This window comes from Achromobacter mucicolens (assembly GCF_029866465.1).
Taxonomy (GTDB): Bacteria; Pseudomonadota; Gammaproteobacteria; order Burkholderiales; family Burkholderiaceae_B; genus Achromobacter; species Achromobacter mucicolens.
This window is the reverse complement of sequence record NZ_CP123364.1, coordinates 2382565-2408476: the sequence shown is the minus strand read 5'-3', so window position 1 is coordinate 2408476 and position 25912 is coordinate 2382565. Positions and strand designations below refer to the sequence as shown.

Sequence of the window (25912 nt, the reverse complement as noted above, 5' to 3'; positions counted from 1 at the left end):
CGCGGCGGCGCTAGCCCTGCTCCGCTTCCGCGTCCCACTCGTCATCGCCGGCGTGCACGGCGCGCAGCAGCCGTCCCAGATGCCCGCTGCTGGAAAATCCCAGGTCGGCGCTGACGCTTGCGACGGATTCGCCAAGCGCAAGCCGCCGGCGCGCCGTCTGCGCCAGCACGAAGCGGCGCAGCGTGATGGGAGAGCGCCCATAGGTCTCGATGCAGGCGCGCTGCAAGCTGCGCGTGGTCGCGCCGAGCATGCTGGCGGACTCCGCAATCGCAGGCAGCGGCAGCCCCGCGTCCAGACGATCGCGCAGCAGCGCCAGCCATTGCCGGGCGAGCGGCAGCGGCAACTGCGGTGCGCGCGTGCGGGCCTGCAGGCGGGAGCCGGCGTCAAGCTGCGCAATAAGCGCCTGAACCAGCATCGGCAGCGCTGCCGCCGACATCGCCGGCATCCATAGCGCATCAAGCATGGCTTGCGCCGCGCCATCCAGTTGCAGCACACCGTCCGCCCCGCAACTTCGCAGCAATTCGGGCGCCAGATAGAGCTCGCCATGCTGCTGCGTCACGCTTTCTGCGCGCGTGCTGTGCTGGACGTGGGAGGGCAGCAGCAAGGCCTGTCCGCGCACCAGCCGGCAACGCCGGCGCGCCCCCTCCTCGTCGCGCCAGGCGCTATCCAGGGCGCCGGCGCGCGGCCACAGCAACATGGCGCAATCGTGTTCATGCCATTGAAACGCGTAGCGCGGCTGCCGGCTGGCCGCGAGCGCGAAGCCGGTCTGGGCAATCAGGCCTTGTTTGGAAGATAGCGGGACGGAACGCATCATGACGGCGGGCAAGACAAGTGCCGAGTCAGGCCACGCTGGCAACGGCGGAATGGGGCGTCCGGCCAGTATCGACGCGTGGCGGCTTTCCCGCAAGCGCGGCGCGGCGCCAACACCCGCCCCTGTCGCGTACGGGATCATTCCATGTCGCACCGCGGTTCGCTGCCGTCCGGACGTCTTGCTTACGATCTGGGTCATTCAAACCAGCACAAGGGGAAGTAGATGATCCGCGCACTGCCCGCCGCGCTCAGCGCCAGCCTGTACAAGAAGCTGCCCTACAACCCGGAAAAGGATTTCGACTACATCGGCTTCATCGGCACCTCGCCCTATGTGCTGGCGGTGCAACCGGCCTTGAAGGCGGCCACGGTCGACACGCTGACCGATGCCTTGAAGGCGCGCCGCACCGGCACGTTCGCCTCGGTGGGCGCGGGCACCGTGTCGCATCTGCTCGGCGAAATGTTCGCAAAGGACAAGAAGCTGGACCTCACGCACGTGCCCTATCGCGGCGCGGCCCCCGCGTATACCGACCTGATCGGCGGGCAGGTGGACATCATGTTCGACAACCCGGTGGGGCTGGCGCCGTTCGTGCAGAGCGGCAAGCTGGTGGCCGTGGCCACCACAAGTCCCACTCCGATCCTGCCGGGCGTGCCGACCTTTGCCTCCCAAGGCATGCCGGCCTATACGCAGGTGCTGTGGTATGGCCTGGCCTTTCCCAAGCAGACGCCCGATGCAATCGTGCAAACGATGAATGCGGCGCTCAACGCTGCACTGCGCGATCCGGCAGTGGCATCGGACCTGGCCGCCAAGGGCGTGGACGGGCGTCCGGGCACGTCCGAAGCCCTGACGCAAGCCGTCTCACACGACCTTGCCTTCTGGGGCGACCTCATCACCAAGACCGGAGTCCAGTTTGACTAAGCCCGCCTTCCCTGCCGCGCCCGCCGAGCCGCCCCCCGGCCAGGCGATCCTGCTGCGCGTATTCGTCGATACGTCTCAGCCCCGCGAAGGTGGCAACCCGGTGCCGCTGGTGCTTGACGCGCAGGGCATGACGGCCAGCGACATGCAGGCCCTGGCCGCACACCACGGCCACGAGTCGTCCTTCGTTGTGCCGGCCGATGGCGATGATCATCTGTGTCAATTGCGATTCTTCGTGCCCGGCCACGAAATGGAGATGTGTGGACACGCAACCGTGGGCACGCTCTGGGCCCTGCGGCAGTGGGGACGCTGGACGACGCCGCGCGCACGTGTTCAGACCCTGAGCGGCAGCGTGGATATCGAATGGGACGACGCTGGCAATCGCGCCTGGGTGTCGCAGCCTGCCGCCGCCACCTCGGCGCTCACACCGGCGCAATGCAGCGCGATTGCTGAGGTGCTGCGCATCGATCCGGACTTGCCCGGCCTGCACATGATCAATGCCAGCACCAGCCGCGTGAAGACGCAGGTACGGCTGCCGGGCGTAGCCGAGCTGAACGCCTTGACGCCCGACTTCGAAGCGATGCGGGACGTCTGCGAGGCCATCAGCTCGACCGGTCTCTACCCCTATGCGCTGATGACCGATGGCGCCAGCGCGCGGCAATTTCCCAAGGCGTCTGGTTACCCCGAGGATGCGGCCACCGGCATTGCGGCCGCCGCCTTGTGGGGCTACCTGAACGAGACGGGCAGCGTGCCGGCGGACGGGGTATACACGGTCCGCCAGGGCGTGGCGATGGGATCGCCCTCGGCAATCCAGTTGCGCCGGCGCGGCGACGCCCCCGGATGTTGGCTGAGCGGCGAAACGCAATGGATGCGCTGACCCGCCTCTGTACGGCCGAGTCGCGGCTGATCCTGCATCGCCGACCCGCCCGCTTTCTGGCGGGCGGCAGTGACGCGGCGATACCGGTGCGACTGAACCACCGCCCCGCCGGGCGGCTGGGTCAGTGCCCGGTCGAATCGCCCTGACGGCTGGCTTCGAACAGGAACCACGTGCGCCGCTCGGTCTCGTCGATCCAGTTTTCTATCAGGCTGGAACTGGCGATGTCGCGATGCTCGTCGGTGACGTTGTGCGCCTCGCGCAGCGTGGCCGCCAGCACCTTGTTGTCTTCCCGCAGCTCGGCCAGCATGTCCAGCGGCTGCACGAAGTCGGCGTCATTGTCCGAGATGCGCTGCGAGCGCGAGATGTGGCCAATGGACCGCAGCGTCGTGCCGCCAATCTTGCGGATGCGCTCGGCGATGGGGTCCGTCATGGCGAACAGCTGGTCGCCCTGCTCGTCCAGCAACAGGTGGTAGTCCCGGAAGTGGGGCCCACTGACGTGCCAATGAAAGTTCTTGGTCTTCAGGTACAGGGCGAACACGTCGGCCAGCACCTGATTCAGCACGGCGGAGATGTCGCGGGTGGCGTCGGCCGCCAGGTCGGTGGGCGTTGCCAGCGGCGCCTTGCGGCGGACCTTCAGCGCCTTGGTGGTCTTCTCATTCAGTTTCTTGGCCATGGATCGCACCTTTGTGAAATGAATCGGACAACACGATTGCGGCGCGGCATGAACCGCCCGCGAGGCACAGCGTAAATCTCTGGACGCGCTTTGCCAATGCCCGGCGCCGCGAAGGAGTATGCTACGCCGCTTTGCATCCCCCCTGATCCCTTCCCACCATGCGCGGCAATCCCGACGCCAGGCAAGGCGCCATCGCGTTGCACGGGTTCTATTTCCTGTATTACGGCCTGCAGGGCGTAAGCATTCCCTTCCTGCCCTTGTGGTTCGCCAGCCGGGGATTGGACCCGGCCTTGATCGGGCTGATCGTCGCCACGTCGTTCCTGCCCAAGATCGTGTCGACGCCGATCGTGGCGCACATCGCCGACCAGACGGGCCGCGCCCACGCGCTGATCGCATCGGCGCTCGCGGCGTCCCTGGTTCTTTTCGTGTGCTATCCGTTCAGCCAGACTTCAGCCTGGCTGCTGGCCATCACGCTGTTGCTGAACGCGGTGTTCCCGGCCGTGCTGCCGTTGATGGACCGCATGGCCATCGCCAGCGGGCGCGGACAGGGCAATTCCTACACGGTGATGCGCGCCTGCGGCTCGCTGGGCTTTGCCACCGTGACGGTGGCGGGCGGCTATCTGATCAAGACGTTCGACGCGGATTGGGTGATGTGGCTGTCGATCCTGCTGATCGTGGCGTGCCTGGCCTGCGTGCGGCTGCTGCCTCGGGCGGCGCGGCCGGCGCCTCAAGAATCCCAGGCGGACCGCGTCCGGGTGCCGATGCGCGAAGTGCTGCGCGACCGCCCGTTGCTGCTGTGCATCGCCGCGGCCTCGCTAGTGCAGGCAAGCAACGGCTTCCTGTATTCCTATTCGACGCTGTACTGGACCGCGAGCGGCCTGTCGACGGCGATGATTTCGCTGTTGTGGGTGGTGGGCGTCGCTAGCGAGGTCCTGTTCTTCTTTCTGGCGCCGCGCATCCTGGCGCGCACCGGTGCGCAGTGGCTGATCCTGGCCTCGGCCGTCATGACGGCGATCCGTTGGGCGGGCCTGTCCGCCACCACCGACCCCACGCTGATCGCGGGCTTGCAGTTGCTGCAGTGCTTCACCTTGGCCGGCAACAATGCCGCCATCATGTGGTACATCACCCGCCGCGCGCCCGCCGCCTGCAAGACGTCGGCAATCGCCCTGTACGCCATGCTGTCGGGCGGCGTGTTCATGTTCGCCAGCATTCAGCTCGGCGGCGCGCTGTACCGCAGCTTCGCCCCGGGCGGCTTTCTGGTGATGGCGCTGTGCGCGGCCGCGGCCGCACCATTGGTGATGGTCTCGGAAAAACTGCGGCGGCGCGAGGCGAGCTGAACGTGGCGTTGGCGTTCAGGGCGTGCGCGGGGCGGCGATGGTATCGCGCAATTCGCCGCTGACGCCTGAACCGCGCTTGAATGCTGCCGCGTTATGGCCAAACTGTTCGCGGTAGGCGGCCGGACTGGTCAGCACGATACGCCGGAAGTGCCGGCGCATGGACTCCTCGGAACCAAACCCGGCCAGCTCGGCAATGCGGCCCACAGACAAACGCGCCTGCGATTCAAGCATTTCACGGGCCGCGGCCACGCGTTCGCGGATCAGCCATTCATAGGGGGCCATGCCGGTGGCCTCTTGGAATTGCCGTTGCAGCGTGCGCGGACTCATCGCGGCGCGGTCCGCCAGCGACCGCAAGGTATGCGGCGACGTGCAATGCTGCCGCATCCAGTCCATCAACTTGGCCAGGCGCCCGCTTTCGTCGGACGGCATGGGCCGCGGCACGAACTGCGCCTGCCCTCCTTCGCGGTGCGGCGCCACCACGAGCCGCTGCGCGACCCGATTGGCCACCGCCCCGCCATAGTCGCGGCGCACCAGGTGAAGCAGCATGTCCAGCCCGGCCGCGGACCCGGCCGACGTGATGATCTGTCCGTCATCCACATACAACGCATCGGGTTGAACCCGCACCTGCGGGTAACGCTGCTGCAGTTTTGCGGCATATCGCCAGTGGGTGGTCACGGTCTTCCCGTCGAGCACCCCGGCGGCGGCCAGAACAAAAACGCCGGAACAGATCGAACAGAGCCTTGCCCCGCGCTGATACGCCGCGCGAAGCTTCTTCTGCAATGGCGCGGGCGGCAATTCGTCGGCATCACGCCAACCGGGCACGACGATGGTGTCGGCACGATCCAGCAACTTGAGGGTATAAGGCGCGGCCACGGTAATGCCGCCTGCGGCGCGCAGCGGGCCAGGCTCGCTGGCGCACACGGCGAAGCGATACCAATCGACGTCAAGCTCTGGACGCTCGAGCGCGAACAGCTCGGTCACGCAGCCGAATTCGAAGGTGCAGAGCCGGTCGTAAGCCAGCGCGACAACTAGGTGGTTGCTCATGGCGCAATGTTACCGGTAAATGTCATTTACGCCACTTATCGGCAATGCGGCGCGACGCCAGAATGGGGCTTCTGGATCTTGCTTCCAGATGCCTCTAATCCTCCTTCTAAGAGTTCCGCCATGCCCAAGACCAACGCCGTCACCGCCATCCCCGCCGCCGACAGCGCAACCGCCCCCGCCCACTTTCACGCATCGCTGCAATTCGAGACCGATTGCGCCGACGTGGCAGGCGCCCTCGCCTCGGGCACCCCGGGCTTCGTGCTGCTGGACGTGCGCAGCCCGGCGCTATTCGCCCAGAGCCATGTCCCGGGCGCGCTGAACCTGCCGCACGGCAAGATCGTCGAATCGAAACTGGTCAACTATCCGGCCGACACGCTGTTTGTCACGTACTGCGCGGGTCCACACTGCAACGGGGCCACACGAGGCGCACTGCGGTTGGCGCAGTTGGGCCGTCCCGTGAAGGTGATGACTGGCGGCATCACCGGCTGGGTCGACGAAGGGTTGCCGCTTGAGGGCTGCGTGGCAGGCCGGATTGAGGGTGAGCGCAGAAGTGCCTGAGATGGGCGTTGGATTGTGGGTTGGCTGTTGCTGGTGGCTGACGGTTGCTGCTTGCTGGTTGCTGGTGCTGGTGCTGGTGGTCGGGCGGGGTTCTTGAGACGCCCGGTGCGGCGTGGGCCTGGGGCGGGCGGGGCTCCGATTGCGGTCCGGAGCCTTCGCTCCGGACTCCCCCATCCTCATCCTCGTTGCCGCCTCCGGCGGCTGCCTTCGGATTCCGTCGGGCGCATCTAAACGCCCCGCCCGCCCCAGGCCCACGCCACACCGGGCTTTGCAGTTGAATCTTCTCGGGCGGCGGGGGGATTCGGGTTCTTGAGGTTCTTGCACACAGTTGGGTGGGAGAGAAAAATCTTGCGGTGCCCGCCCCCGGGCGGCCGCGCGGGCGGCCTTCGTGGGCTTACGCGGCGTCTTGCGTCGAGGTGATGACGCTTCGCGTGTGGCGGCTTTTGGTTCAGATATCAAGCGCCCACACGCCCCGCTCGCCACTAATCGTCAGGTCAACTCCAGTGCCCGATGGGCGGCGCGCGTACAGGTCGGCAGGCTGCCATGTCCGTAGACGCGCGCCGCCCATCACCGCCCCCCCCCCCCGCGTTGGAGCGCCCATCAGAAAACCACCTTCCGCCAGCGCGCAAGCGCACACCGCTCCGACGACCCACGGCTCCGATGCCGATTGCCGCCGCCCGGGCGGCAGCAATTCGGCGGCCCCGCATATCCCCTTCCCTGCATACAGGTCTTACAGCGCCACATACCAAAGACCCTGGCAGCACGGCGTCGCGGGCACCGTGGGTGCGAGCGCCGTCGATGCGCCCGAGGGAATCTGAAGGGAGCCGAAGGCGGACGAAGATGACGAGGGGGAAGTCCGGAGCGAAGGCTCCGGACCGCAATCGTGGGCGATCGTGCCCACGGTGACCGCGGCGTCGGGCGACCTACGAAGATCGTACCCCCCGCGAAGATCCTGTCGCCTATGAAGTACCGACCACCTAAGAAAATCCCACCCCAGCCAAAGACAGCAAAGACACAAAAAAAAGGCCCTGCATCAGCAAGGCCTTCCATCCACCCAATCAGCAGCACCCAATCCGCTTCTTCCCCCCGTATCGCGCCTCCTGGCGCTCCCGGAAGAAATCCTCGTAGCTCATCGGCTCCTGCTCAGGATGCGTGCGCCGCATATGCTCGACATACGTCTCGTAATCCGGCACGCCGACCATCAGCCGGAGCGTTTGCCCCAGGTAGCGGCCGGCGGCGCCGGCTGCGGAAGTCATGTTGCTGAACAGCATGCGGCTTCTCCTGGGTTGCCTTTAGTCGGCGCCGGCGGCTGCGGGCAGCGCTTCGTACGGCGTTTCGCGGGCCGTCGGCTTGTTTTCATTGCGGGCGCGCTGCACCGACTTCAATCCGAACACCACGATGCTCACCACCACGAAGATGAAGATCGCGCACAGGCCTGCGTTGATGTAGTCGTTCATCACCACGCGCGACATCTCGCCCAGCGACTTCGCCGGCGCCAGCACCTTGCCTTCGGCGATCGCGGCGTTGTACTTGTCGGCGTGGGCCAGGAAGCTTACGCGCGGGTCCGAGTGGAACAGCTTTTGCAGACCGGCGGTCAGCGTGCATGCCAGCAGCCAGAGCGTGGGCAGCACCGTGACCCAGGCGTAGCGGTCGCGCTTCATCTTGAACAGGACGACCGTGCCCAGCGTCAGCGCAATCGCGGCCAGCATCTGGTTGGCGATGCCGAAGAGCGGCCACAGGGTGTTGATGCCGCCCAGCGGATCGACCACGCCCTGATACAGGAAGTAGCCCCACGCCGCCACGCAAAGGCCCGTGGCGATCAGGTTGGCGGGCAGCGAATCCGTGCGCTTGAGCGACGGGGCGAACGTGCCCAGCAGATCCTGCAGCATGAAGCGGCCCGCGCGGGTGCCCGCGTCCACGGCGGTCAGGATGAAGAGCGCCTCGAACAGGATGGCGAAGTGGTACCAGAACGCCATCATGCCCGGGCCGCCCAGCGCCTGATGCAGGATGTGGGCCATGCCCACGGCCAGCGTCGGCGCACCGCCGGCGCGCGAGATGATCGTGCTTTCGCCCACGTCCTTGGCCGTCTGCACCAGCTCGGCCGGCGTGATCACGAAGCCCCAGCTCGACACCACCTGGGCGACCTGGTCCGGCGTCGTGCCGATGACGGCTGCCGGGCTGTTCATGGCGTAGTAGATGCCGGGCTCGATCACGCAAGCCGCCACCAGCGCCATGATGGCCACGAAGGATTCCATCAGCATGCCGCCGTAACCGATGTAGCGGGCCTGGGTTTCGTTTTCGATCAGCTTGGGCGTGGTGCCCGAGGAGATCAAGGCGTGAAAACCGGACACCGCGCCGCAGGCGATGGTGATGAAAAGGAACGGGAACAGGTTGCCCGACCACACCGGACCGGTGCCGTCGACGAACTGGGTCAGCGCGGGCATCTTCAGTTCGGGGGCCACCACCACGATGCCGATCGCCAGACCGACGATGGTGCCGATCTTCAGGAAGGTCGACAGGTAATCGCGGGGCGCCAGCAGCAGCCACACGGGCAGCACCGAGGCGATGAAGCCGTAGACGATCAGGATCCAGGTCAGGCCCTTGCCGTCGAAGTCGAACATCGGGCCGATGACCGGATGCGCGGCAACGTCTTGACCGAACGTGATGGCCGCCATCAGGCCCAGGAAGCCGATGATGGACACCTCGCCGATCTTGCCCGGGCGGATGTAGCGCAGGTAGACACCCATGAAGAGCGCGATGGGGATCGTCGCGGCCACCGTGAAGGTGCCCCACGGCGAATGCGTCAGCGCCTTCACGACGATCAGCGCCAGCACGGCCAGGATGATGACCATGATCATGAACGCGCCGAACAGCGCGATCACGCCGGGGATCTTGCCCAGTTCCGACTTGACCAGGTCGCCCAGCGAGCGGCCGTCGCGGCGGGTGGAGATGAAGAGGATCGTGAAGTCCTGCACGGCGCCGGCGAACACGACGCCGGCCAGGATCCACAGCATGCCGGGCAGATAGCCCATTTGCGCGGCCAGCACCGGTCCGACCAGGGGACCCGCGCCGGCGATGGCGGCAAAGTGGTGGCCGAACAGCACGTGCTTGTTGGTGGGCACGTAGTCCAGGCCGTCGTTGTACTTCCAGGCCGGCGTCATGCGCGTGGGGTCAAGCTGGAAGACCTTGCGTGCGATGAAGCGGCTGTAGTAACGGTAGGCGATGAGATAGACGCAGACGGCGGCGATCACCACCCATAGCGCGTTGATGGTCTCCCCTCTGGCCAGCGCCACGGTGCCCAGCGCAAACGCGCCCAGTACCGCAACCGCCAGCCAGACCAGGTGCTGACCCAGTCCCTTACTGCTGGTGTGCATAAGTGCTCCTCTTGCCTCCCGCCATGCTCTTGGCGTGAAACGCTTTTTTCGTCCCGCGGAAGGCAGACTCATTGTTGTGGGGTGGCGGACGCACGCGTCCACGCTTGCGTCGGGTCGACGCGGGCGCCAGTATTGCCGCCCGCCCACGGCGCCAACAAGCGCGGAACTACGCAAGCCGGCTACGTGTTACTACGCCATGCGCCGCAGCAAAATTCCGTGGAAATCGTAAAATCCCCCGAACTTTCCGCGTTCCTGCCTCGGCGCCCCGTCGGTTGATGCGTCGCAGCAAAGCCGTCCCGGGCTGATACAAATCCTTATGAAGCTGCGTCTCAAAATTTTGCTGCTTGCGGCAGTCCCGCTGCTGGTGGCCGTCGCCGCCATCACGGTCGCCGTGTACGTGCAGGGCCTGCAACTGGCGCAGCGCGAAAAGCAGGTGGTTGAAACCGCCTGGCTTGCCAGCAAGGAAGGCGAACTGCGCCACTACGTGAACCTGGCCTACAGCGCCATCGCGCCCCTGCAGGCCGCGGGCGACGACGCCGCCACGCGCCAGCGCGCGCTTGAACTCCTGTCGCAGATGGAGTTCGGGCACGACGGCTACTTCTTCGTCTACGACCTGAACGGCAGGAACCTGATGCACCCGCGGCAGCCGGAACTGGTCGGGCAAGACCTCTGGAACCTGCGCGACACGCAGGGTCAGCCTGTCATCCAGAACCTGCTGACGGCAGCGCGGCGCGGCGGGCAGCAGGGCGAGGTGGTGCATTACCTCTGGGAAAAGCCGTCCACCAACCAGACCGTCGAAAAGCTTGGCTACGTCGTGGTGCTGGAGCGCTGGGGCTGGATGCTGGGCACCGGCATCTATCTGGACGACGTGCAGCAGGCGCTGGTGCGGATCGACGCCGCGGCGCAGGCCAATATCCGGGACATGTTTGCGTGGGTGGCGGGCATCGCGGCGGTGTCGATCCTTGGCGTGGCGGCCTGTGGGCTGGCGCTCAATATCAGCGACCATCGCCAGTCGGACGCCAAGCTGCGCCTGATGGCCCGCCAGATCGTGCGTTCGCAGGAAGACGAGCGCGCGCGCCTGTCGCGCGAGCTGCACGACGGCATCAGCCAGGTGCTGGTGTCGGTCAAGCTGTCGCTGGAGGCCGCCCGCGAACGGCTGCGGCAGTCGCACCCGGACGATCCCCGCGTGCTTGCGCACATCGACACGCCGCTGGGCGGCGCGCTCGACCGGCTGAACACGGCCGTCGGCGAAGTCCGCCGCATCTCGCACAACCTGCGCCCCACCCTGCTGGACGACATGGGCCTGCCCGCGGCGCTGGAGCACCTGGGCCGGGAATTCGCCATCCGCGCCGAGGATGGCGCGCCGCCGCTGACCGTGGACCTGCATACCGTCGGGCAGCCGGTGAAGCTGCCCGACGCCTACGCGACCGCGCTGTTTCGCGTGACGCAAGAAGCGCTGACCAACGTGATGCGCCATGCGGGCGCGACGCGCGCGGACCTGACGCTCGCGTACTCGGCGCGCGACCTGCGCCTGACCATCAGCGACGACGGCTGCGGCTTTGACGATGCCGCCGTCCAGCAAGACCCCCATCGCGGCATCGGCCTGCGCAACATGCGCGAACGCATGAGCGCGCTGTCCGGCACCCTGACCTTTCATTCCACCGCGCAAGGCACGACCTTGCAGGCCTGGCTTCCCCTGCCGCCCGCCGGCGCCCCGCTTTCGACCCCTCGCCAAGCATGATCGACAAATCCGACGCTATCCGCCTGCTGCTGATCGACGACCATCCCCTGGTGCGAGACGGCCTGCGCCTGCGCCTGGAAACCGTGCCGCAGTTGCGGGTGGTGGGCGAAGCCGGCAACGCCGCCGCCGCCCAGGCGTTCCTGGCCGCCTGCATGGCCGAAGACCCGCAGGGCGGCACCCTGCCCCATCTGGCGCTGATGGACCTGAACATGCCCGGGGTCGGCGGCCTGGAGCTGACGGCGTTCCTGCACGAGCGCTATCCGCAGATTGCGGTGCTGGTGCTGTCCATGCACGACAACCCCGAATACATGGTCCAGGCCGTGAAGGCCGGCGCCCGCGGCTACCTGCTCAAGGACGAACCGGCGCAGGAGATCATCGCCGCCATCGACGCCGTCATGGCCGGCCGCAGCTACTTCAGCGCCGCGGCGGCGGTGCGGCTGTCGCAGGCCAGCGCGCTGGCGACGCTGCTCACACAGCGCGAGCGCGACGTGCTGCGGCACATCGCGGACGGCCATGCCAACAAGCAGATCGCGCAGATGCTGGGATTGTCCGTGCGCACGGTCGAAACGCACCGCCTGAACATCAAGCGCAAGCTGGGCATCGACGGCCAGGCCGAACTCATCAAGTACGCGGTGGAAAACCGGGGCGTCTGAATGCCGCAAATACCCCCACGCGCCGCGGGCAAGCGCGCATTGCGACTTGGCCGCTGAGGTAGACTTGCGACACGAACGCATCCCCGATGCCGCCCTGCATCAACCCACGCATCACCGCGCGCCAGAGGGCGCGCCGCCAGGAGTCCCCATGTCATTGGAAAAGCACTACACCGCCATTCTCGAAGCACTAGGGGAAGATCCGTCCCGCGAGGGACTGGCCGACACGCCCGCCCGCGCGGCCAAGGCCATGCGTCACCTGTGCCGGGGCTACGACCAGAACCTGGAAGAGATCGTCAACGGCGCCTTGTTCACCTCGGACACGCGCGAGATCGTCCTGGTCAAGAACATCGAGCTGTACTCGCTGTGCGAACACCACATGCTGCCCTTCATCGGCAAGGCGCACGTCGCCTACCTGCCGGCCGGCAAGGTCCTGGGCCTGTCCAAGGTCGCGCGCATCGTCGAAATGTATGCGCGCCGCCTGCAGATTCAGGAAAACCTCAGCCGCCAGGTCGCTGAAGCCGTGCAACGCGTCACCGGTGCGGCCGGCGTGGCCGTCGTCATCGAGGCCCAGCACATGTGCATGATGATGCGCGGCGTCGAAAAGCAGAATTCGTCCATGGTCACCTCGGTGATGCTGGGCGAATTCCATGAAAACCCGTCCACGCGTGCGGAGTTTCTCAGCCTGATTCGCTGAACCGGCGATCTCATCCTTTTGGCGCATATCGCGGGCCCGCCCGCTGCGACGACGATGCCCGTTCGGGCATTGCCGGCGCAGCCGGCGGGCCCGGCTGCTTTTGGCTCCTACTGATCCGGACATCTGGCCCTAGCGTTCTGGTCCCATCCGGGCAAACTGGCACCAGCAAGCCGGTCGCGCCGGGGCGCGGCCGTTCTCTCCCGGAGATCTCCATGAACGCGATATACCGCCTGATTCGCCGCTGCACCCTGGCCGGCCTGGCCGCCGCGCTACTGGCTGCGCCCGCCTACGCGCAGACCAAACTCGTGGTGGGCTATCAGCTCATCGTCGGGCCTTTCCTGTCCTCGATCGCGGACGGCAGTTTCGACAAGGCCCTCAAAGAGGCCGGCTACCAGGTGGACTGGCGCCAGTTCACCTCGGGCGGCGACATCTCGACCGCGCTGGCCTCGGGCAACGTGCCGGTGGGCGTGCTGGGTTCCACGGGCATCACCTCGGCCGCCACGCGCGGCGTGGACATGCAGCTTTTCTGGATCCTGGACAACATCGGCAAATCCGAAGCGCTGGTGGCGCGCAACGGTTCCGGCATCAACAGCACGGCCGACCTGAAAGGCAAGCGCGTCGCCACGCCGTTCGTGTCGACGTCGCACTTTCACCTGCTGGTCGGGCTTGAGCAGGTGTGGAAGGTGCCGCCCCGCGACGTGCGCATCCTGAACATGCAGCCGCCGCAGATCGTGGCCGCCTGGCAGCGCGGCGACATCGACGCCGCCTACGTGTGGCCGCCCGCCCTGACCGAGATCGCCAAGACCGGCAAGATCATCGCCGACTCCGAACAGATCGGCGCGGCCAGCGTGCCGACGTTCGACGGCATCGTCGTGGACAAGGCCTGGGCGCAGAAGCATCCGAAGTTCATGGCTGCCTTTACCGGTGTGCTGGCCAAGTCGTATGCCGACTACCGCGCCAACAGCGCCAAGTGGACGGCCGACTCGCCGCAGGTCAAGGGCATCGTCAAGCTCATTGGCGGCAAGCCGGAAGACATCGTCGAGGCGCTGGGCCTGCTGGTGTTCCCGACCGTGGAAGAGCAGGCGTCCAAGACCTGGCTCGGCGGCGGCAAGGACTCGGGCGCGGCGCGCGCCTTCGCGGCCAGCGCCAAGTTCCTGAAGGACCAGAAGCAGATCGACAAGGCGCTGGACGACTACAGTCCGTTCGTCACCGACCAGTACGCGAAGGCGGCGGCCAAGTAATCACCCCGCCCGGCACGGCGCCACCCCGGCGCCGGCCGCCGCGACAGGGCGGACCCGGCAGCCGCCGGCCCGGCCACAACGACCAGGGGGAGCAGCATGACCATGCAGCAGTCCACATCCGCCGCGCAGCGCCTGTGCGCCGAAGGCGTCAGCGTCACCTACCCCGGCCTGCACGACAGCGGCCCGGTGATCGCGCTGCACGACGTCAACCTGACCATCCAGCCGGGCGAATTCGTCGTCGCGCTCGGCGCCTCGGGCTGCGGCAAGACCACCTTGCTCAGCCTCTTGGCAGGATTTCTGTCGCCGACCGAGGGCGAGATCACGCTGGGCGGCAAACCCATCGTCGGCCCGGGCGCGGACCGCGGCGTGGTGTTCCAGAAACACGCGCTGCTGCCCTGGCTGAACGTGCTGGAAAACACCGAGTTCGGCCTGAAGCTGCAAGGCGTGGACAAGGAGACCCGCCGCGCCCGCGCCCGCCGCAACCTGGAACTGGTGGGCCTGCAGGATTTTCACCGCCACATGATCTACCAGCTGTCAGGCGGCATGCAGCAGCGCGTGGGCATTGCGCGCGCGCTGACCTGCGACCCCGCCATGCTGCTGATGGACGAGCCCATGGCCGCGCTGGACGCGCTGACCCGGGAAACCATCCAGGAACTGCTGCTGGACATCTGGCGGCAGACCAACAAGATGTTTTTCTTCATCACCCACAGCGTGGAAGAAGCGCTCTTTTTGGGATCGCGGCTGATCGTCATGTCGCCGCGCCCGGGCCGGATCACGCACACGTTCGAGCCGGCGTTCAACCGGCGCTACCTGGAGACCCGCGATGGCCGTGGCATCAAATCCAGTCCCGACTTCATCGCCATGCGCGAACAAGTCCTCGGCATCATCTACGGGGACGAGCGCGCCGCCGCCCCGCACGCCCTCCATGCCTAAGCGGCGCACCGGCCACACGCCCGCCGCGCCGGGCAAGGTCTACGGGGCGCCGGGCGCAGGCTACAGCGGCCACATCAGTCTCCTGACCAGCCTGGCGCTGCTCGCGCTGTGGTTTCTGGTGACCAGCGCCGGCTGGGTGCGGCCGCTATTCCTGCCCTCGCCCATCGCCGTGTACGACAAGTTCGTCTTTGCCATGACCGAGGGCGTGGCCAACTCCACGCTGACCGAGCATGCGCTTGCCAGCCTGGGCCGCGTGTTCGGCGCGTTCTTCCTGGCCTGCGTGACCGCGATCCCGGTCGGCATCCTGATGGGCGTGAACCGGTACGCCCGCGGCGTCTTCGACCCGCCCATCGAGTTCTACCGGCCGCTGCCGCCGCTGGCCTACCTGCCGCTCATCATCATCTGGTTCGGCATCGGCGAGTTTCCGAAGATCCTCTTGATCTACCTGGCGATCTTCGCGCCCATGGCGATCGCCGCGCGCGCGGGCGTGCGCTCGGTGTCCATCGAACAGATCCACGCGGCCTACGCCATGGGCGGGACCAGCCGCCAGATCGTCTGGCACGTGATCCTGAAGGCGGCGATGCCCGAGATCTTCACGGGCATGCGCATCGGCATCGGCGTGGGCTGGACGACGCTGGTGGCCGCCGAGATGGTGGCGGCCGACCGGGGCCTGGGCTTCATGGTGCTGAACGCCGCGCAGTTCCTGGCCAGCGATACGGTCATCATGGGCATCATCGTGATCGGCCTTTTTGCCTTCGCGTTCGACCTGCTGGTGCGCTACCTTGAACGCTTCGCCATCCCGTGGAAGGGACGCATCTGACAGGGCAATCCCGCATTCCTTCCCCCATCCGGCTCCTTTATTCTGAGACTCGGACCCACCGGGCGCCGCAGCGCCGCGCCCGGCCGTGCCGAGAGTCAAAAGGAGCCACCATGTCCAGCCAGGCCTCGATGCTCAAGCCTGTGTTGTGGGAACGCCTGTTCGAAAAGGCCAGCGCGCCCAACCTCAGCCTGCAGGGGCGCGTGCGCCAGATGCTGGTGTCGGCGATCCTCAGCGGCCACCTGCCGCCCGGCATGCCCGTGCCGTCCAGCCGCTACCTGGCCGACCAGTTGCGCATCGCGCGCAACACCGTCGTGTTTGCGTACCAGCAGCTGGTGTGCGAAGGCTATCTGGTCTCGCGCGAACGCAGCGGCCATTTCGTCAGCGATACCGTCATGGAGGGCCACTCGGGCCCCGCCGCCGACGCCACGCCCGCGACACCCGCCCATGCCGGCGGCGTGCGCTGGGACGAGCGCCTGCGCTTTCGCCCCACGCGGCAACGCAACATCACCAAGCCTCGCGACTGGCAGAAGCAGCCCTACCCTTTTGTGTACGGCCAGTTCGACCAGGACCTTTTTCCCACCGCCGAATGGCGCGAGTGCTGCATCAAGGCCCTGTCGGTGCTGGACATCCGCAGTTGGGCGCCCGACCTCATCACGCACGACGACCCGGCGCTCATCGAACAGATCCGCACGCAGGTGCTGCCGCGCCGCGGCGTATGGGCGGACGCCGAAGAGATCGTCATCACCGTCGGCGCGCAGCATGCCCTTTACTTGCTGGCCGACCTGCTGGTGAACGAAGACACGGTGGTCGGCATGGAAGACCCGGGCTATCCGGACGCGCGCAATATCTTTGCCAGCCACACCCGCCACCTGTTGCCGCTGCCCGTGGACGAACAGGGCCTGCGCACCGGCACGCAGCTGCTGGGATGCGACTACCTGTTCGTCACACCGGGCCATCAGTGTCCCACCACCGTCACGCTGTCGATGGAGCGTCGCGCCGGCCTTCTGGCGCTGGCGCGGCAGGCCGACAGCCTGATCATCGAAGACGACTTCGAAAGCGAAAGCCGCTGGGGCGAAGGCGCGATCCCCGCATTAAAGAGCCTGGACCGCGACGGGCGCGTGATCTATGTGGGAAGCCTTGCCAAGTCGTTCGCGCCGGGGCTGCGCATCGGCTACATCGTCGCGCCGCGCGAGCTGGCGGCCGAACTGCGCGCGTTGCGCCGCCTGATGCTGCGTCACCCGTCGGCGTATATCCAGCGCGCGTTTTCGCTGTTCATCTCGCTGGGGCACCACCATTCGCTGCTGCGGCGCCAGTCGCAGGCCTATCAAAAGCGCGGCGCCGAACTGGCCCAGGCCCTGGCGCGGCACCTGCCGGACTTCACGGTCATCCCCATCACCGGATCGTCGTCGTGCTGGCTGCAAGGCCCGCCGTGGCTCAATGCCGTGGCGCTGTCCGAAGCCGCGCTGGCCGAAGGCGTGGTGGTCGAGCCGGGCGACGTGTTTTTCATGGACGGCGCGAACGCGCCCCGCAACTTCCTGCGCGTGGGGTTCACGTCGATCCGCCCCGAGCACATCGAGCCGGGCATCGCCCGGCTGGCCAAGGTGGTCGACGCACAGCGCCGCGCGGCGCAGGACCTCGTGCTTGATGGTGTGTGACACCTTCGCACAGTCAGAGCAGTTCGTCGCGCAGGTAGTACCACCGGTACAACAACCCCTGCCCGATCCGGCGGAATGGCGCGAACAGGTGGCCTGGCAATGGCGTGTCGTAGATCGGCAGGTTCCACGCAATGCCGTCCTTGCCCATCATGCGTTGCGCCAGCCGCCTGCCGGCGTGGGCCGAGAAGGCCACGCCGTTGCCGCCGTAGCCGAAGGCGTAATACACCTGCTGCGCGGGATCGGGCTGCGTCACGCGCGGCATCATGTCGTGGCTGACGTCGACCCAGCCCCACCATGAATAGGCCACGTCCACGCCGCGCAGCGCGGGGAACTTGCGCGCCAGGCCTTCGCGCAGCAGCGCCAGGTGCCGGGGGTTCTCGGCGTCCGCGCCGCGCAGCGCGCTGCGGCTGCCGATCTGCATGCGGCCGTCGGGCAGCAGGCGGTAGTAAAAGCGCAGCGTGCGCGTGTCGGTGATGAACACCGTGCTCTTCAATCCCGCCGCCTCGCGTTCGGCCGGCGAGAGCTCGCGCGTGACCATGGAGTTGGACAGCACCGGCATGATGCGATTGTCCAGCAGCCGGTTCACGCCCTGCGCGGTATAGCCGCCGGTGGCGAACGCCACGCGGCGGGCGCGCACCGTGCCGCCGGGGGTCTGCAGCCGGTACACGCCGTTTTCCACGTGCCAGCCCAGCACGGGGCTGGATGGATGAATGCGCACGCCCAGCGCCCGCGCCTGCCGCAGATAGCCGTACGCCAGCTTGAGCGGATGCACGCCGACGCCATCCGGCTCGTGCATGGCGCCCACGGCCTCGCGGTCGTCGACGTATCGTTCGCGCAGTTCTGCGCTGCTGAGCATCCTGGTGTCGTAGCCGAAGACGTCGCGCATCAGGCGCGCCTCGTTTTGCAGGAAGGCCATTTTCTTCTGGCGATGCGCCGTGTACAGGTGGCCGCCGGGTTGCGCATCGCAATCCACCTGCGCCACCAGGCTCTTCCAGTATTCGAATCCTTCGCGGATCTCGGCGTCCAGGCGCTTGGCCGTGTCCAGTCCCCAGCGTTCGATCCACTGCGAGCGGTACAGGCGTCCGGACGCGTTCTGGCCCTGTCCGCCATTGCGGCTGGTGCAGCCCCAGACCGCGCGGTTGGCTTCCAGCACGACCGCCTTCACGCCGAAGTCGCGCGCCAGCGCCAGCGCGGCCGACAACCCGGTAAAGCCCGAGCCGACGATCACCACGTCGGCGTCCACGTCGCCGTTGATCGGCCCATCGTCCTCGGGCGGCGCGCCAGCCGTCGCCACCCAGTAGGTCGGCGCGTAGTCCTGGCCCTGGCCGGGCGGAGACACCAGCGGATCGTAGGCCGGGTTGTAGGCGTTGAGGGCGGCGCCGGACGCGGGCGCCGGGCGCGGAATGCCGACCGACATTTGCGTATCCATGACGGAATCTAGGCCTTTGCCGGCAAGGCCGGACGCTGCTTGCGAAAGGCGTTCTTCACCTGAATCTTGCCGTCCTTGAAGGTGAACACGTCGACCATGTCGGCCTGCACCCGCGAGCCGTCCGCCGCCGTGCCGCAAAACGTGGACTCGGACACGCCGCGGTCGCCGGCCACCCAGTGCCGTCCGTTCTCCCATTGCGCGTCCGGAAAGTTCTTCCAGGCCGCGGCAAAGGCCGCGCGCACCGCCTCCGGACCCGCGTGACGGCTGCCGTATTGCTCCGGCCCGCCCACGGTCTCGAACACGCAGTCTTCGCTCATGAACGACATCAAGGCGTCGATGTCGTGCCGGTTCCAGGCGGCCGCAAACTCGGCCAGCATTTCCACGGTGACGGACTTTTGCATTGCCTACCCTCCTTCGCTGGCGCGGCGCGAGATGCGTCCACGCTGAACCCTCAAGGTACGTGCGGGCCATGCACGGGGGTAGGACCAGACCCGGGGAATCGCTTGCACCAGAACTAGCGCAGCGGCTCGGCCCACGACGGTTCCGGCGCGCCGTCGGCGCCAGGCAGCGCCGCCCCGTCCAACCGCGCCGCGATGGCCGGCATGTCCGTGACGCCGCGCATGCCGATCACCACCAGCGACGGCTCGCGCTGCCCTGCCGGCATACGCGCCTGCGTGTCAAAGCGCACGCGCCGTCCCGCAAACTGCACCAGCACCCAGCCATGCCGGCCGGTGCACACCCACCCCTTGGCCCGCAGCACGTGGCGCGGCAGCTGCTTCAGGCGCTCGGCCAGCATGTCGGCATCGACCAGCGCGGGTGCGCGCCACAGCCAGCTGTGGAACGGATGGTCGGGGTCGGGCGGCGCATCGCGCCGGCTGCTGTGTCCGGCGTCGACGGCGCCGCCGTGGCCGCAGTCAGCGGCGGCGGCCTGCACCCCGCCGTGTCCGCAGGCGTGGGCCTCGTCATCCGCGTGCCTGGCCTCCAACGCGCCATCCCCGCCGCCAAGCAGCCGCAGGTCCAACTTTCCCTCGCGCGTCTGCACCACAGGCGCCCCGCCGCTCGCCTCGCGCAGCCAGTCATGCACCGCCGCCAGCTCAGCCGGCGTGGCCAGGTCCGTCTTGTTCAGCACCAGCAGATCGGCCGCGCGCAGCTGCCGCAGCACCGTGTCGGCCAGCAGCGGATCGGCCGCCACGTCGCGGATCGCGCCCGCATCGGCCAGCACCACCACGGCTTCCAGCTGCAACAGCGGGTCGGCCATGCCGACCTGCGCAATGCGTCCCGGATCGGACACGCCGCTCGCCTCGATGACTATCCACTCGGGCAAGGGATCAAGCGCCAGCACGCGGGCCAGCGCATCGTCCAGTCCGCCTGCCATCGAGCAGCAGACACAGCCATTGGACAGCCGGATGACGTTGTCGGCGCGCCCTGCGATGAGGCTCGCGTCGATGTCCACGGGACCGAAGTCGTTGACCAGCACCGCCGCGCGGCGCGGGCTGGCCGTCAGCACATGATTGAGCAAGGTGGTCTTGCCCGCGCCCAGGAAGCCGCCGACCACCGTCAACGGAATGCGCGCCATGTCACGCCTCCAGCGGCAGCGGACGCCCGCCGATGACCGTGCCCAGCACCTTCAGGTCCTTCAGCGACTGCGGCGCGGCGGCGGACGGGTCGTCGGCAAGCACGCAGAAGTCCGCGTATTTGCCCACTTCGATGGAACCGACCAGATGATCCATGTGCAAGGTATACGCCGCGCCCAGCGTGATGGCATGCAGCGCCGCGTCGACGCCGATGCGCTCCGACTCGCCCAGCACGCGGCCCGAGGCCGTCTGCCGGTTCACGGCGCACCAGGCCGTAAAGAGCGGGCCGAGCGGCGTGATGGGCGCGTCGGAATGGATGGCGTAGGGCACGCCCGCCCGCGCCGCCGACGCGCAAGCGTCCATGCGGTTGGCGCGGTCCGGGCCCATCGTCAGCGCATAGTGGGCATCGCCCCAGTAGTAGATGTGGTTGGCAAAGAGGTTCACGCACATGCCCAGGCTGGCCATCTGCCGGAACTGGGCCGCGTCGGCCATCTGGCAGTGCTGCAGCGTGTGGCGGTGGTCGCGCCGCGGGGTGCGGCGAAGCGCGCGGTCCACGGCCTCGATCGCCAGCTGCGTGGCTTCGTCGCCGTTGGTGTGGATGTGCAGTTGCGCGCCGGCGTCGTGGTAGGTCTGCACCATCGCATCCAGTTCGGACGGCGCGATGACCCAGATGCCGTTGGGCGCGCCGTTGTAATAGCCGGGCCAGCGCACCCGCGCCGTGAAGCCCTGAATGGATCCGTCCACCACCAGCTTCACCATGCCCAGATGCAGTTTGGCGTGATTCAGGCGACGGGCCGCCGCCAGCTTCTCCAGGCAGCCGGCCGCGTTGCCCGCGTAGGTCAGCGCCGACGCGGCGGGCACGATGCGCACGGGATAGCCGGATTCCGCCGTCACCCGCGCCAGCGTCGCCAATCCTTCGTCGTTCAGCTCGTTGACCAGGTCCGTCGCGGTGGTCACACCCGCCCACTGGGCCACCTTGCCGAACATCCGCAGCCCTTCTTCGGTCAGCCCCACCGTGCGGAACGGGCTGCCGATCAGCCGCATGACGGGAAACATCGCCGCAAACTCGCAGAGTTCGCCGCTGGGCCGCCCGTCCGCCAGCCGGGTCACCCCTTCGATGTCGGTATCGCGGTCGATACCGGCGCGCGCCAACATGGGCGAATTGACGTTCATGAGGTGCATGCTGGCGTGCATCACGACCACGGGGCGCTCGGCCGATACCGCATCCAGGTCATGGATGCTCATGCGGTCGCCGCCAAAGAAGATGGGATCGAAACCCCAGCCGATCAGCGTCTCGCCCTGTGCGAGTGACCGCTCGGCATCGCGCAGCCGCGCCGCCACGTCCGCAAAGCTTTTCAGGCCCGGCCACAGCTTGCCGTCGGGGCCGCGCCGGTCATAAAAGCCCACATAGACGAACTTCCACATGCCGCCCTCGGGCAGATGGCAATGGCCTTCGACCAGGCCCGGCATCAGCACGCTATCCGCGTACCGGTCGTCGACCTGCGCCGGCCCCCAGCCGGCCAGATCCTCCCGCGTTCCCACGCCCAGAATGCGGCCATCGCGCACGGCCACGTGGGTCGCGCGCGGCTGCGCGGGGTTCATGGTGAGGATGGTTCGCGCGACGTAGAGGGTCGTGGCGCCGGAAGGCTGGTTCATCGGGATTCCTTGTCAGTCGGGAAATATCGGCACGCGCGCATCAGCCCTGCAACGGCGACACCGTCACGCCGCCGCGCGTCTCGACGAAATGGCAGGCCACGTGATGCGCCGGGGCAACCTCGCGCAAGGCGGGTTCCCGGGTCGAGCACAGCGCCTGCGCGGCTGGACAGCGGCCCGCGAAGCGGCAGCCGGGCGGCGGGTTGACCGGGCTGGGCGGATCGCCGGACAGCTTGACCCGCCGCGCCGCCGTCTCGCGCCCGCCCTTCACGGTGGGCACGGCGGACATCAGCGCCACGCTGTACGGATGCAGCGGCCGCGAGAAAAACGCGCGCCGCGAGGCCCGCTCGATGATCTTGCCCAGATACATGACGGCGATGTCGTCGCACACGTGCTCCACCACCGCCATGTCGTGCGAAATGAAGAGAAACGATTGCCCCTGCTCGCGCTGGATCCGGCGCAGCAGGTTCAGGATCTGCGCGCGGATGGCGATATCCAGCGCGGACACGGGCTCGTCGCAGACGATCAGGTCCGGCGCGCTGGCCAGCGCCCGCGCGATGTTCAGCCGCTGGCGCTGCCCGCCCGAGAACTGGTGCGGAAACAGCTGGCGCTGTTCGGACCGCAGGCCCACCAGTTCGAACATCAACGCCACGCGCGCCTCGCGCCCGCCCGGCGGCTCGATGCCCATCAGGTCCAGCGGCGTGCGCACGATGTCCTCGGCGCGCTGACGCGGGTTGAGCGACGAGTACGGATCCTGGAACACCAGCTGCAACCGGCGCCGCATGCGCCGCAGCGCCGCGCCGCGCATCGCGGTCAGGTCATTGCCATCGAAATGGATGCTGCCGCCGGTGGGGTCCGCCAGGCGCAGCACCGACAGAGCCGTGGTGGTCTTGCCCGAACCGGACTCGCCCACGATGGCCAGCGTGCGGCCGCGCTCAAGCTCGAACGACACGCCGTCCACCGCCCGCACGACCACCGGCTTGCCATCGCGCCCGCGCCCGCCCACCGGGAAATGCACCGACAGGTCTCGCACGGACAGCAGGGACGACGCGTGCGACGGGCTCATTGCGATGCCTCCGGATAAAGCCAACAGGACACGCCCTGGCCGCCGTCCAGCAGCGTCATGGGCGGAAACTCGCGGCTGCACCGCGCCATCGCGTGCTTGCAGCGGTCAACGAAGGGGCAGCCGGCGCCGCGCTCCCAGACCGAGGGCACTACGCCGGAAATCTCAGGCAGATCGGGCCGGTCGTCGCTGGGCTCGCGATCCAGTTCCGGCAGGCAGGCGATCAGCCCCTGCGTGTAAGGATGGCGGGGCTGGGCCAGGATCTGGCCGACGCTGCCCTGCTCCACCACGCGCCCGCCATACATCACCACCACGCGGTCCGCCATCTCGGACACCGCGCCCATGTCATGCGTGATCAGCAGCACGGCGGTGCAGCGGCGCGCCTGCTGCTCGCGCAACAGGTCGAAGATCTGCGCCTGCACCGTCACGTCCAGCGCGGTCGTGGGCTCGTCGGCGATGAGCACGTCCGGGTCGCAGGCCAGCGCAATCGCGATCATGACCCGCTGCCGCATGCCGCCGGACAGCTGGTGCGGATAGTCGTCCACGCGGCGTTCGGGCAGCGGGATGCCCACCGACTTGAGCATTTCGATGGCGCGCTCGCGCGCCTGGCGCTTGGAAAGGCCCTGGTGCTGGCGCAGCGGCTCGCCGATCTGGTCGCCCACGGTGTAGACCGGATTGAGCGCGGTCATGGGCTCCTGGAAGATCATCGAGATGTTGTTGCCGCGCACCCGGCGCATGGCCTCGTCGTCGTGCATGGCAAGGTCCGCGCCGCGCAGGCGCACGTGGCCCGCGCCGATGCGGGCCAGCGGCGGGATGAGGCGCATGATCGCCAGCGCCGTCATGCTCTTGCCGCAGCCGGATTCGCCGACCAGGCACAGCGTTTCGCCGGGACGCAGGTCAAAGCTCACGTCGCTCAGGACTTCGGCCGCGCGGCCGCGCGTGCGGAATTCCAGGCTCAGGCCGTCCACTTGCAGCACGGGAGTCAGGTCGGCCGCGTTCATGCCCGGCCCCGCGACGTCGGATTGAGCGCATCGTTCAGGCCATCGCCGATCAGGCTGACGGCCAGCACGGTCAGGAAGATGGCCGCGCCCGGCAAGGTCACTGCCCACCACGCGGTCAGGATGTAGGGCCGGTTGCTGCCGATCATCAGGCCCCAGCTCATCACGTTGGGATCGCCCAGGCCCAGGAACGACAACCCTGCCTCGAACAGGATCGCCGTGCCGATGGCCAGCGTGGCCGACACGATCAGCGGCGCCAGCGCATTGGGCAGGATGACGCGCCAGATGATGCGCGCGTCCCCGGCGCCGATCACGCGCTCGGCCAGCACGTATTCGCGGCGCTTTAACCGCAGGAACTCGCCGCGGGCCAGCCGCGCGGTTCCCGTCCAGCTGACTACGCCGATCGCGACCGCGATGGTGGCCAGCGACGGGCTGAAGAGGGTCACCAGCACCATCGCAAAGAGCAAGGTGGGCAGCACCTGGAAGAATTCCGTGATGCGCATCAGGGTTTCGTCGACCCAGCCGCCGTAATAGCCCGCTAGCGCGCCGACGGTGATGCCGATCGCCATGGACAGCACCGCCGCCACCACGCCCACCAGCAGGGTTGCGCGGCCGCCGTAGATCATGCCGGTCAGCACGTCGCGGCCCAGGTAGTCGGACCCCAGCAGCAGTTCGCCACCGGGCGGTTCCATCGGCGCGGCGGCGATCTCGAAGGGATCGGCCTGCATCATCATCGGACCGAAGATCGTGACCGCCAGGATCGCCGCCAGCAGCAGCACGCCGGCCAGCGCGCTGGGGTTGCGCGCGAACACGCGCAGCGCCTCGTACGACGGCCGGGGCGGCGGTTTGGGACGGGCGTCGGCGCGGGCCTGCCCGGGCAGCGCGATGGGTGCGGGTCTCATGATGTCTTGATCCGGGGATCGATCAGGCGGTACGCCAGATCGGTAAGCTGGTTCATCACCACGACCAGCAACGAGGCAAAGAGCAGGATGCCCAGCAGCGTCGGATAATCACGGCGCAGCACGGAATCGAAGGCCAGGCGTCCCAGCCCCGGCCAATTGAAGACGGTCTCCACAAGAATCGCCCCGGCCAGCACGTTGCCGAACTGCAGCCCCAGCATGGTCACCACCGGCAGCACGCCGTTGCGCAGCGCGTGCTTGTACAGCACCGTGTTTTCCGGCAGGCCTTTGGCGCGCGCGGTGCGGATGTAGTCGGCCGACAGCGCGTCCATGACGCTGGCGCGCGCCAGCCGGCTGTATTGCGCCAGGTACACGAAAGCCAGCGTGAACGCCGGCAGCACCAGATGATGCAGCACGTCCAGCACACCCGCCCAGCCGTCCTGCGGTCCGCCCGCCGACCGCATGTCCGACACCGGAAAGATCGGCAGCACCGAGGCGAACAGGATGATGAGGATGATGCCGGTCCAGAACACCGGCGCCGAATAGCCCACGACCGACAGCAGCGTGATCCCCTGCGACAGCAGGCCGTTGGGCTTTCTGGCGGCCAGCGTGCCCAGCAGCGTGCCCGTCAGGAAGGCCACGGTCACCGACGTCACCACCAGCAGCAGCGTGGCCGGCACGCGGTCCCAGATCAATTGGGCGACCGGCACGTTGAAGAAGTAGGAATACCCCAGGTCGCCGCGCACGACCTGCCCCAGATAGATGCCAAGCTGCGCGAGGAACGGTTTGTCCAGCCCGTACTGCGCGCGCAGCTGGGCGCGCAGGTCTTCGCTGATGCCGCCCATGGACCCCGCGATGGTCTCCACGGGGTCGCCCGGCGAGATGTGGATGAGCAGGAAGTTCAGCGTCACCACGGCCAGCAACAGGATCGCGGCGTAGGCCAGGCGGCGCGAGAGATATCGCAGCATGACGG

The 25912-nt window shown here is 67.7% G+C and carries 24 protein-coding genes; 11 read left to right on the top strand and 13 right to left on the bottom strand.

All coding sequences use genetic code 11. The features are described 5' to 3' along the window. Positions 1-10 precede the first annotated feature (10 nt). Positions 11-814, bottom strand: coding sequence for an AraC family transcriptional regulator (locus QEP15_RS10970; protein WP_175155342.1), 804 nt, complete (start codon positions 812-814; stop codon positions 11-13). A gap of 219 nt (positions 815-1033) precedes the next feature. On the opposite strand from QEP15_RS10970, the gene QEP15_RS10965 reads away from it, so the two are divergent. Together QEP15_RS10965 and QEP15_RS10960 are read left to right on the top strand one after the other, a co-directional pair. Next, positions 1034-1726 carry a Bug family tripartite tricarboxylate transporter substrate binding protein gene (locus QEP15_RS10965; RefSeq protein WP_254607105.1) on the top strand — a complete coding sequence of 231 codons (693 nt, stop codon included), beginning with the start codon at positions 1034-1036 and terminating at the stop codon, positions 1724-1726. Further along, positions 1719-2600, top strand: a complete 882-nt coding sequence (locus QEP15_RS10960) for a PhzF family phenazine biosynthesis protein (protein WP_175155341.1) — start codon at positions 1719-1721, stop codon at positions 2598-2600. The genes QEP15_RS10965 and QEP15_RS10960 overlap by 8 nt, the downstream gene beginning before the upstream one ends. Positions 2601-2721: 121 nt before the next feature. Here the strand turns inward: QEP15_RS10960 and QEP15_RS10955 are convergent, their stop codons facing one another. After that, positions 2722-3273 (bottom strand): Dps family protein, encoded by a 552-nt coding sequence (locus QEP15_RS10955; RefSeq protein WP_056316975.1) that lies wholly within the window; start codon positions 3271-3273, stop codon positions 2722-2724. A gap of 158 nt (positions 3274-3431) precedes the next feature. Here QEP15_RS10955 and QEP15_RS10950 point away from each other — a divergent pair, with 158 nt between their 5' ends. Further along, positions 3432-4610 (top strand): MFS transporter, encoded by a 1179-nt coding sequence (locus QEP15_RS10950; RefSeq protein WP_142055621.1) that lies wholly within the window; start codon positions 3432-3434, stop codon positions 4608-4610. Positions 4611-4625: 15 nt separating this feature from the next. Here QEP15_RS10950 and ftrA read toward each other — a convergent pair whose 3' ends face one another. Continuing rightward, positions 4626-5654: a transcriptional regulator FtrA gene (gene ftrA, locus QEP15_RS10945; protein WP_175155340.1), complete on the bottom strand. Its 1029-nt coding sequence runs from the start codon at positions 5652-5654 to the stop codon at positions 4626-4628. Between the two features lie 120 nt (positions 5655-5774). On the opposite strand from ftrA, the gene QEP15_RS10940 reads away from it, so the two are divergent. Then, positions 5775-6212 (top strand): rhodanese-like domain-containing protein, encoded by a 438-nt coding sequence (locus tag QEP15_RS10940; RefSeq protein ID WP_280148770.1) that lies wholly within the window; start codon positions 5775-5777, stop codon positions 6210-6212. 1058 nt (positions 6213-7270) lie between these two features. Here QEP15_RS10940 and QEP15_RS10935 read toward each other — a convergent pair. Further along, on the bottom strand, positions 7271-7483 hold the full coding sequence (locus tag QEP15_RS10935) for a YbdD/YjiX family protein (RefSeq protein ID WP_105238611.1): 213 nt from the start codon (positions 7481-7483) through the stop codon (positions 7271-7273). 21 nt (positions 7484-7504) lie between these two features. Continuing rightward, positions 7505-9586, bottom strand: coding sequence for a carbon starvation CstA family protein (locus tag QEP15_RS10930; protein WP_175157243.1), 2082 nt, complete (start codon positions 9584-9586; stop codon positions 7505-7507). A 316-nt stretch (positions 9587-9902) separates the two neighbouring features. On the opposite strand from QEP15_RS10930, the gene QEP15_RS10925 reads away from it, so the two are divergent. The 7 genes from QEP15_RS10925 to pdxR all read left to right on the top strand — a co-directional run bounded on the left by QEP15_RS10925 (position 9903) and on the right by pdxR (position 17323). After that, a complete protein-coding gene (locus tag QEP15_RS10925) occupies positions 9903-11327 on the top strand; it encodes a cache domain-containing protein (protein ID WP_152384238.1) in 1425 nt (474 codons plus the stop codon). Beyond that, positions 11324-11980 carry a response regulator gene (locus tag QEP15_RS10920; RefSeq protein WP_152384237.1) on the top strand — a complete coding sequence of 219 codons (657 nt, stop codon included), beginning with the start codon at positions 11324-11326 and terminating at the stop codon, positions 11978-11980. The genes QEP15_RS10925 and QEP15_RS10920 overlap by 4 nt, the downstream gene beginning before the upstream one ends. A gap of 148 nt (positions 11981-12128) precedes the next feature. Then, a complete protein-coding gene (gene folE, locus QEP15_RS10915; protein WP_175157242.1) occupies positions 12129-12674 on the top strand; it encodes a GTP cyclohydrolase I FolE in 546 nt (181 codons plus the stop codon). 212 nt (positions 12675-12886) lie between these two features. Next, positions 12887-13915, top strand: a complete 1029-nt coding sequence (tauA, locus tag QEP15_RS10910; protein WP_280148769.1) for a taurine ABC transporter substrate-binding protein — start codon at positions 12887-12889, stop codon at positions 13913-13915. A gap of 96 nt (positions 13916-14011) precedes the next feature. Further along, positions 14012-14848, top strand: a complete 837-nt coding sequence (locus QEP15_RS10905; RefSeq protein WP_056316948.1) for a taurine ABC transporter ATP-binding protein — start codon at positions 14012-14014, stop codon at positions 14846-14848. Continuing rightward, a complete protein-coding gene (locus QEP15_RS10900) occupies positions 14841-15668 on the top strand; it encodes an ABC transporter permease subunit (protein WP_056316945.1) in 828 nt (275 codons plus the stop codon). Before QEP15_RS10905 ends, QEP15_RS10900 begins: the two co-directional genes overlap by 8 nt. A 110-nt stretch (positions 15669-15778) precedes the next feature. Continuing rightward, positions 15779-17323 (top strand): MocR-like pyridoxine biosynthesis transcription factor PdxR, encoded by a 1545-nt coding sequence (pdxR, locus tag QEP15_RS10895; protein WP_253853870.1) that lies wholly within the window; start codon positions 15779-15781, stop codon positions 17321-17323. Positions 17324-17336: 13 nt separating this feature from the next. On the opposite strand, the gene QEP15_RS10890 is transcribed toward pdxR, so the two are convergent. The 8 genes from QEP15_RS10890 to QEP15_RS10855 all read right to left on the bottom strand — a co-directional run bounded on the left by QEP15_RS10890 (position 17337) and on the right by QEP15_RS10855 (position 25907). Beyond that, positions 17337-18752, bottom strand: coding sequence for an NAD(P)/FAD-dependent oxidoreductase (locus QEP15_RS10890; RefSeq protein ID WP_152384232.1), 1416 nt, complete (start codon positions 18750-18752; stop codon positions 17337-17339). Between the two features lie 8 nt (positions 18753-18760). Next, positions 18761-19153, bottom strand: coding sequence for a nuclear transport factor 2 family protein (locus tag QEP15_RS10885; RefSeq protein ID WP_142055635.1), 393 nt, complete (start codon positions 19151-19153; stop codon positions 18761-18763). Between the two features lie 113 nt (positions 19154-19266). Further along, on the bottom strand, positions 19267-20328 hold the full coding sequence (locus QEP15_RS10880) for a CobW family GTP-binding protein (RefSeq protein ID WP_152384231.1): 1062 nt from the start codon (positions 20326-20328) through the stop codon (positions 19267-19269). 1 nt (position 20329) lies between these two features. Then, positions 20330-21982, bottom strand: coding sequence for an amidohydrolase (locus QEP15_RS10875; protein WP_056316930.1), 1653 nt, complete (start codon positions 21980-21982; stop codon positions 20330-20332). 40 nt (positions 21983-22022) lie between these two features. Further along, a complete protein-coding gene (locus QEP15_RS10870) occupies positions 22023-23045 on the bottom strand; it encodes an ABC transporter ATP-binding protein (RefSeq protein ID WP_152384230.1) in 1023 nt (340 codons plus the stop codon). Beyond that, positions 23042-24043, bottom strand: a complete 1002-nt coding sequence (locus QEP15_RS10865; RefSeq protein ID WP_280148768.1) for an ABC transporter ATP-binding protein — start codon at positions 24041-24043, stop codon at positions 23042-23044. The genes QEP15_RS10870 and QEP15_RS10865 overlap by 4 nt, the downstream gene beginning before the upstream one ends. Then, the gene (locus tag QEP15_RS10860) at positions 24040-24942 is read right to left on the bottom strand and encodes an ABC transporter permease (RefSeq protein ID WP_062841338.1); all 903 of its coding nucleotides are present in this window, start codon (positions 24940-24942) and stop codon (positions 24040-24042) included. Before QEP15_RS10860 ends, QEP15_RS10865 begins: the two co-directional genes overlap by 4 nt. Beyond that, positions 24939-25907 (bottom strand): ABC transporter permease, encoded by a 969-nt coding sequence (locus QEP15_RS10855; protein ID WP_152384228.1) that lies wholly within the window; start codon positions 25905-25907, stop codon positions 24939-24941. Before QEP15_RS10855 ends, QEP15_RS10860 begins: the two co-directional genes overlap by 4 nt. Between the last annotated feature and the right edge of the window lie 5 nt (positions 25908-25912).

Bases quoted from the DNA above. Each gene is read 5' to 3' on its own strand.
- QEP15_RS10955 (WP_056316975.1), bottom strand. From the start codon at position 3,273: ATGGCCAAGAAACTGAATGAGAAGACCACCAAGGCGCTGAAGGTCCGC.
- QEP15_RS10855 (WP_152384228.1), bottom strand. From the start codon at position 25,907: ATGCTGCGATATCTCTCGCGCCGCCTGGCCTACGCCGCGATCCTGTTG.
- QEP15_RS10935 (WP_105238611.1), bottom strand. From the start codon at position 7,483: ATGCTGTTCAGCAACATGACTTCCGCAGCCGGCGCCGCCGGCCGCTAC.
- QEP15_RS10970 (WP_175155342.1), bottom strand. From the start codon at position 814: ATGATGCGTTCCGTCCCGCTATCTTCCAAACAAGGCCTGATTGCCCAG.
- QEP15_RS10930 (WP_175157243.1), bottom strand. From the start codon at position 9,586: ATGCACACCAGCAGTAAGGGACTGGGTCAGCACCTGGTCTGGCTGGCG.
- QEP15_RS10925 (WP_152384238.1), top strand. From the start codon at position 9,903: ATGAAGCTGCGTCTCAAAATTTTGCTGCTTGCGGCAGTCCCGCTGCTG.
- QEP15_RS10880 (WP_152384231.1), bottom strand. From the start codon at position 20,328: ATGGCGCGCATTCCGTTGACGGTGGTCGGCGGCTTCCTGGGCGCGGGC.
- QEP15_RS10940 (WP_280148770.1), top strand. From the start codon at position 5,775: ATGCCCAAGACCAACGCCGTCACCGCCATCCCCGCCGCCGACAGCGCA.
- QEP15_RS10890 (WP_152384232.1), bottom strand. From the start codon at position 18,752: ATGGATACGCAAATGTCGGTCGGCATTCCGCGCCCGGCGCCCGCGTCC.
- folE (WP_175157242.1), top strand. From the start codon at position 12,129: ATGTCATTGGAAAAGCACTACACCGCCATTCTCGAAGCACTAGGGGAA.
- QEP15_RS10875 (WP_056316930.1), bottom strand. From the start codon at position 21,982: ATGAACCAGCCTTCCGGCGCCACGACCCTCTACGTCGCGCGAACCATC.
- QEP15_RS10965 (WP_254607105.1), top strand. From the start codon at position 1,034: ATGATCCGCGCACTGCCCGCCGCGCTCAGCGCCAGCCTGTACAAGAAG.
- QEP15_RS10885 (WP_142055635.1), bottom strand. From the start codon at position 19,153: ATGCAAAAGTCCGTCACCGTGGAAATGCTGGCCGAGTTTGCGGCCGCC.
- QEP15_RS10920 (WP_152384237.1), top strand. From the start codon at position 11,324: ATGATCGACAAATCCGACGCTATCCGCCTGCTGCTGATCGACGACCAT.
- QEP15_RS10905 (WP_056316948.1), top strand. From the start codon at position 14,012: ATGACCATGCAGCAGTCCACATCCGCCGCGCAGCGCCTGTGCGCCGAA.
- QEP15_RS10860 (WP_062841338.1), bottom strand. From the start codon at position 24,942: ATGAGACCCGCACCCATCGCGCTGCCCGGGCAGGCCCGCGCCGACGCC.
- QEP15_RS10870 (WP_152384230.1), bottom strand. From the start codon at position 23,045: ATGAGCCCGTCGCACGCGTCGTCCCTGCTGTCCGTGCGAGACCTGTCG.
- tauA (WP_280148769.1), top strand. From the start codon at position 12,887: ATGAACGCGATATACCGCCTGATTCGCCGCTGCACCCTGGCCGGCCTG.
- QEP15_RS10865 (WP_280148768.1), bottom strand. From the start codon at position 24,043: ATGAACGCGGCCGACCTGACTCCCGTGCTGCAAGTGGACGGCCTGAGC.
- QEP15_RS10900 (WP_056316945.1), top strand. From the start codon at position 14,841: ATGCCTAAGCGGCGCACCGGCCACACGCCCGCCGCGCCGGGCAAGGTC.
- ftrA (WP_175155340.1), bottom strand. From the start codon at position 5,654: ATGAGCAACCACCTAGTTGTCGCGCTGGCTTACGACCGGCTCTGCACC.
- pdxR (WP_253853870.1), top strand. From the start codon at position 15,779: ATGTCCAGCCAGGCCTCGATGCTCAAGCCTGTGTTGTGGGAACGCCTG.
- QEP15_RS10950 (WP_142055621.1), top strand. From the start codon at position 3,432: ATGCGCGGCAATCCCGACGCCAGGCAAGGCGCCATCGCGTTGCACGGG.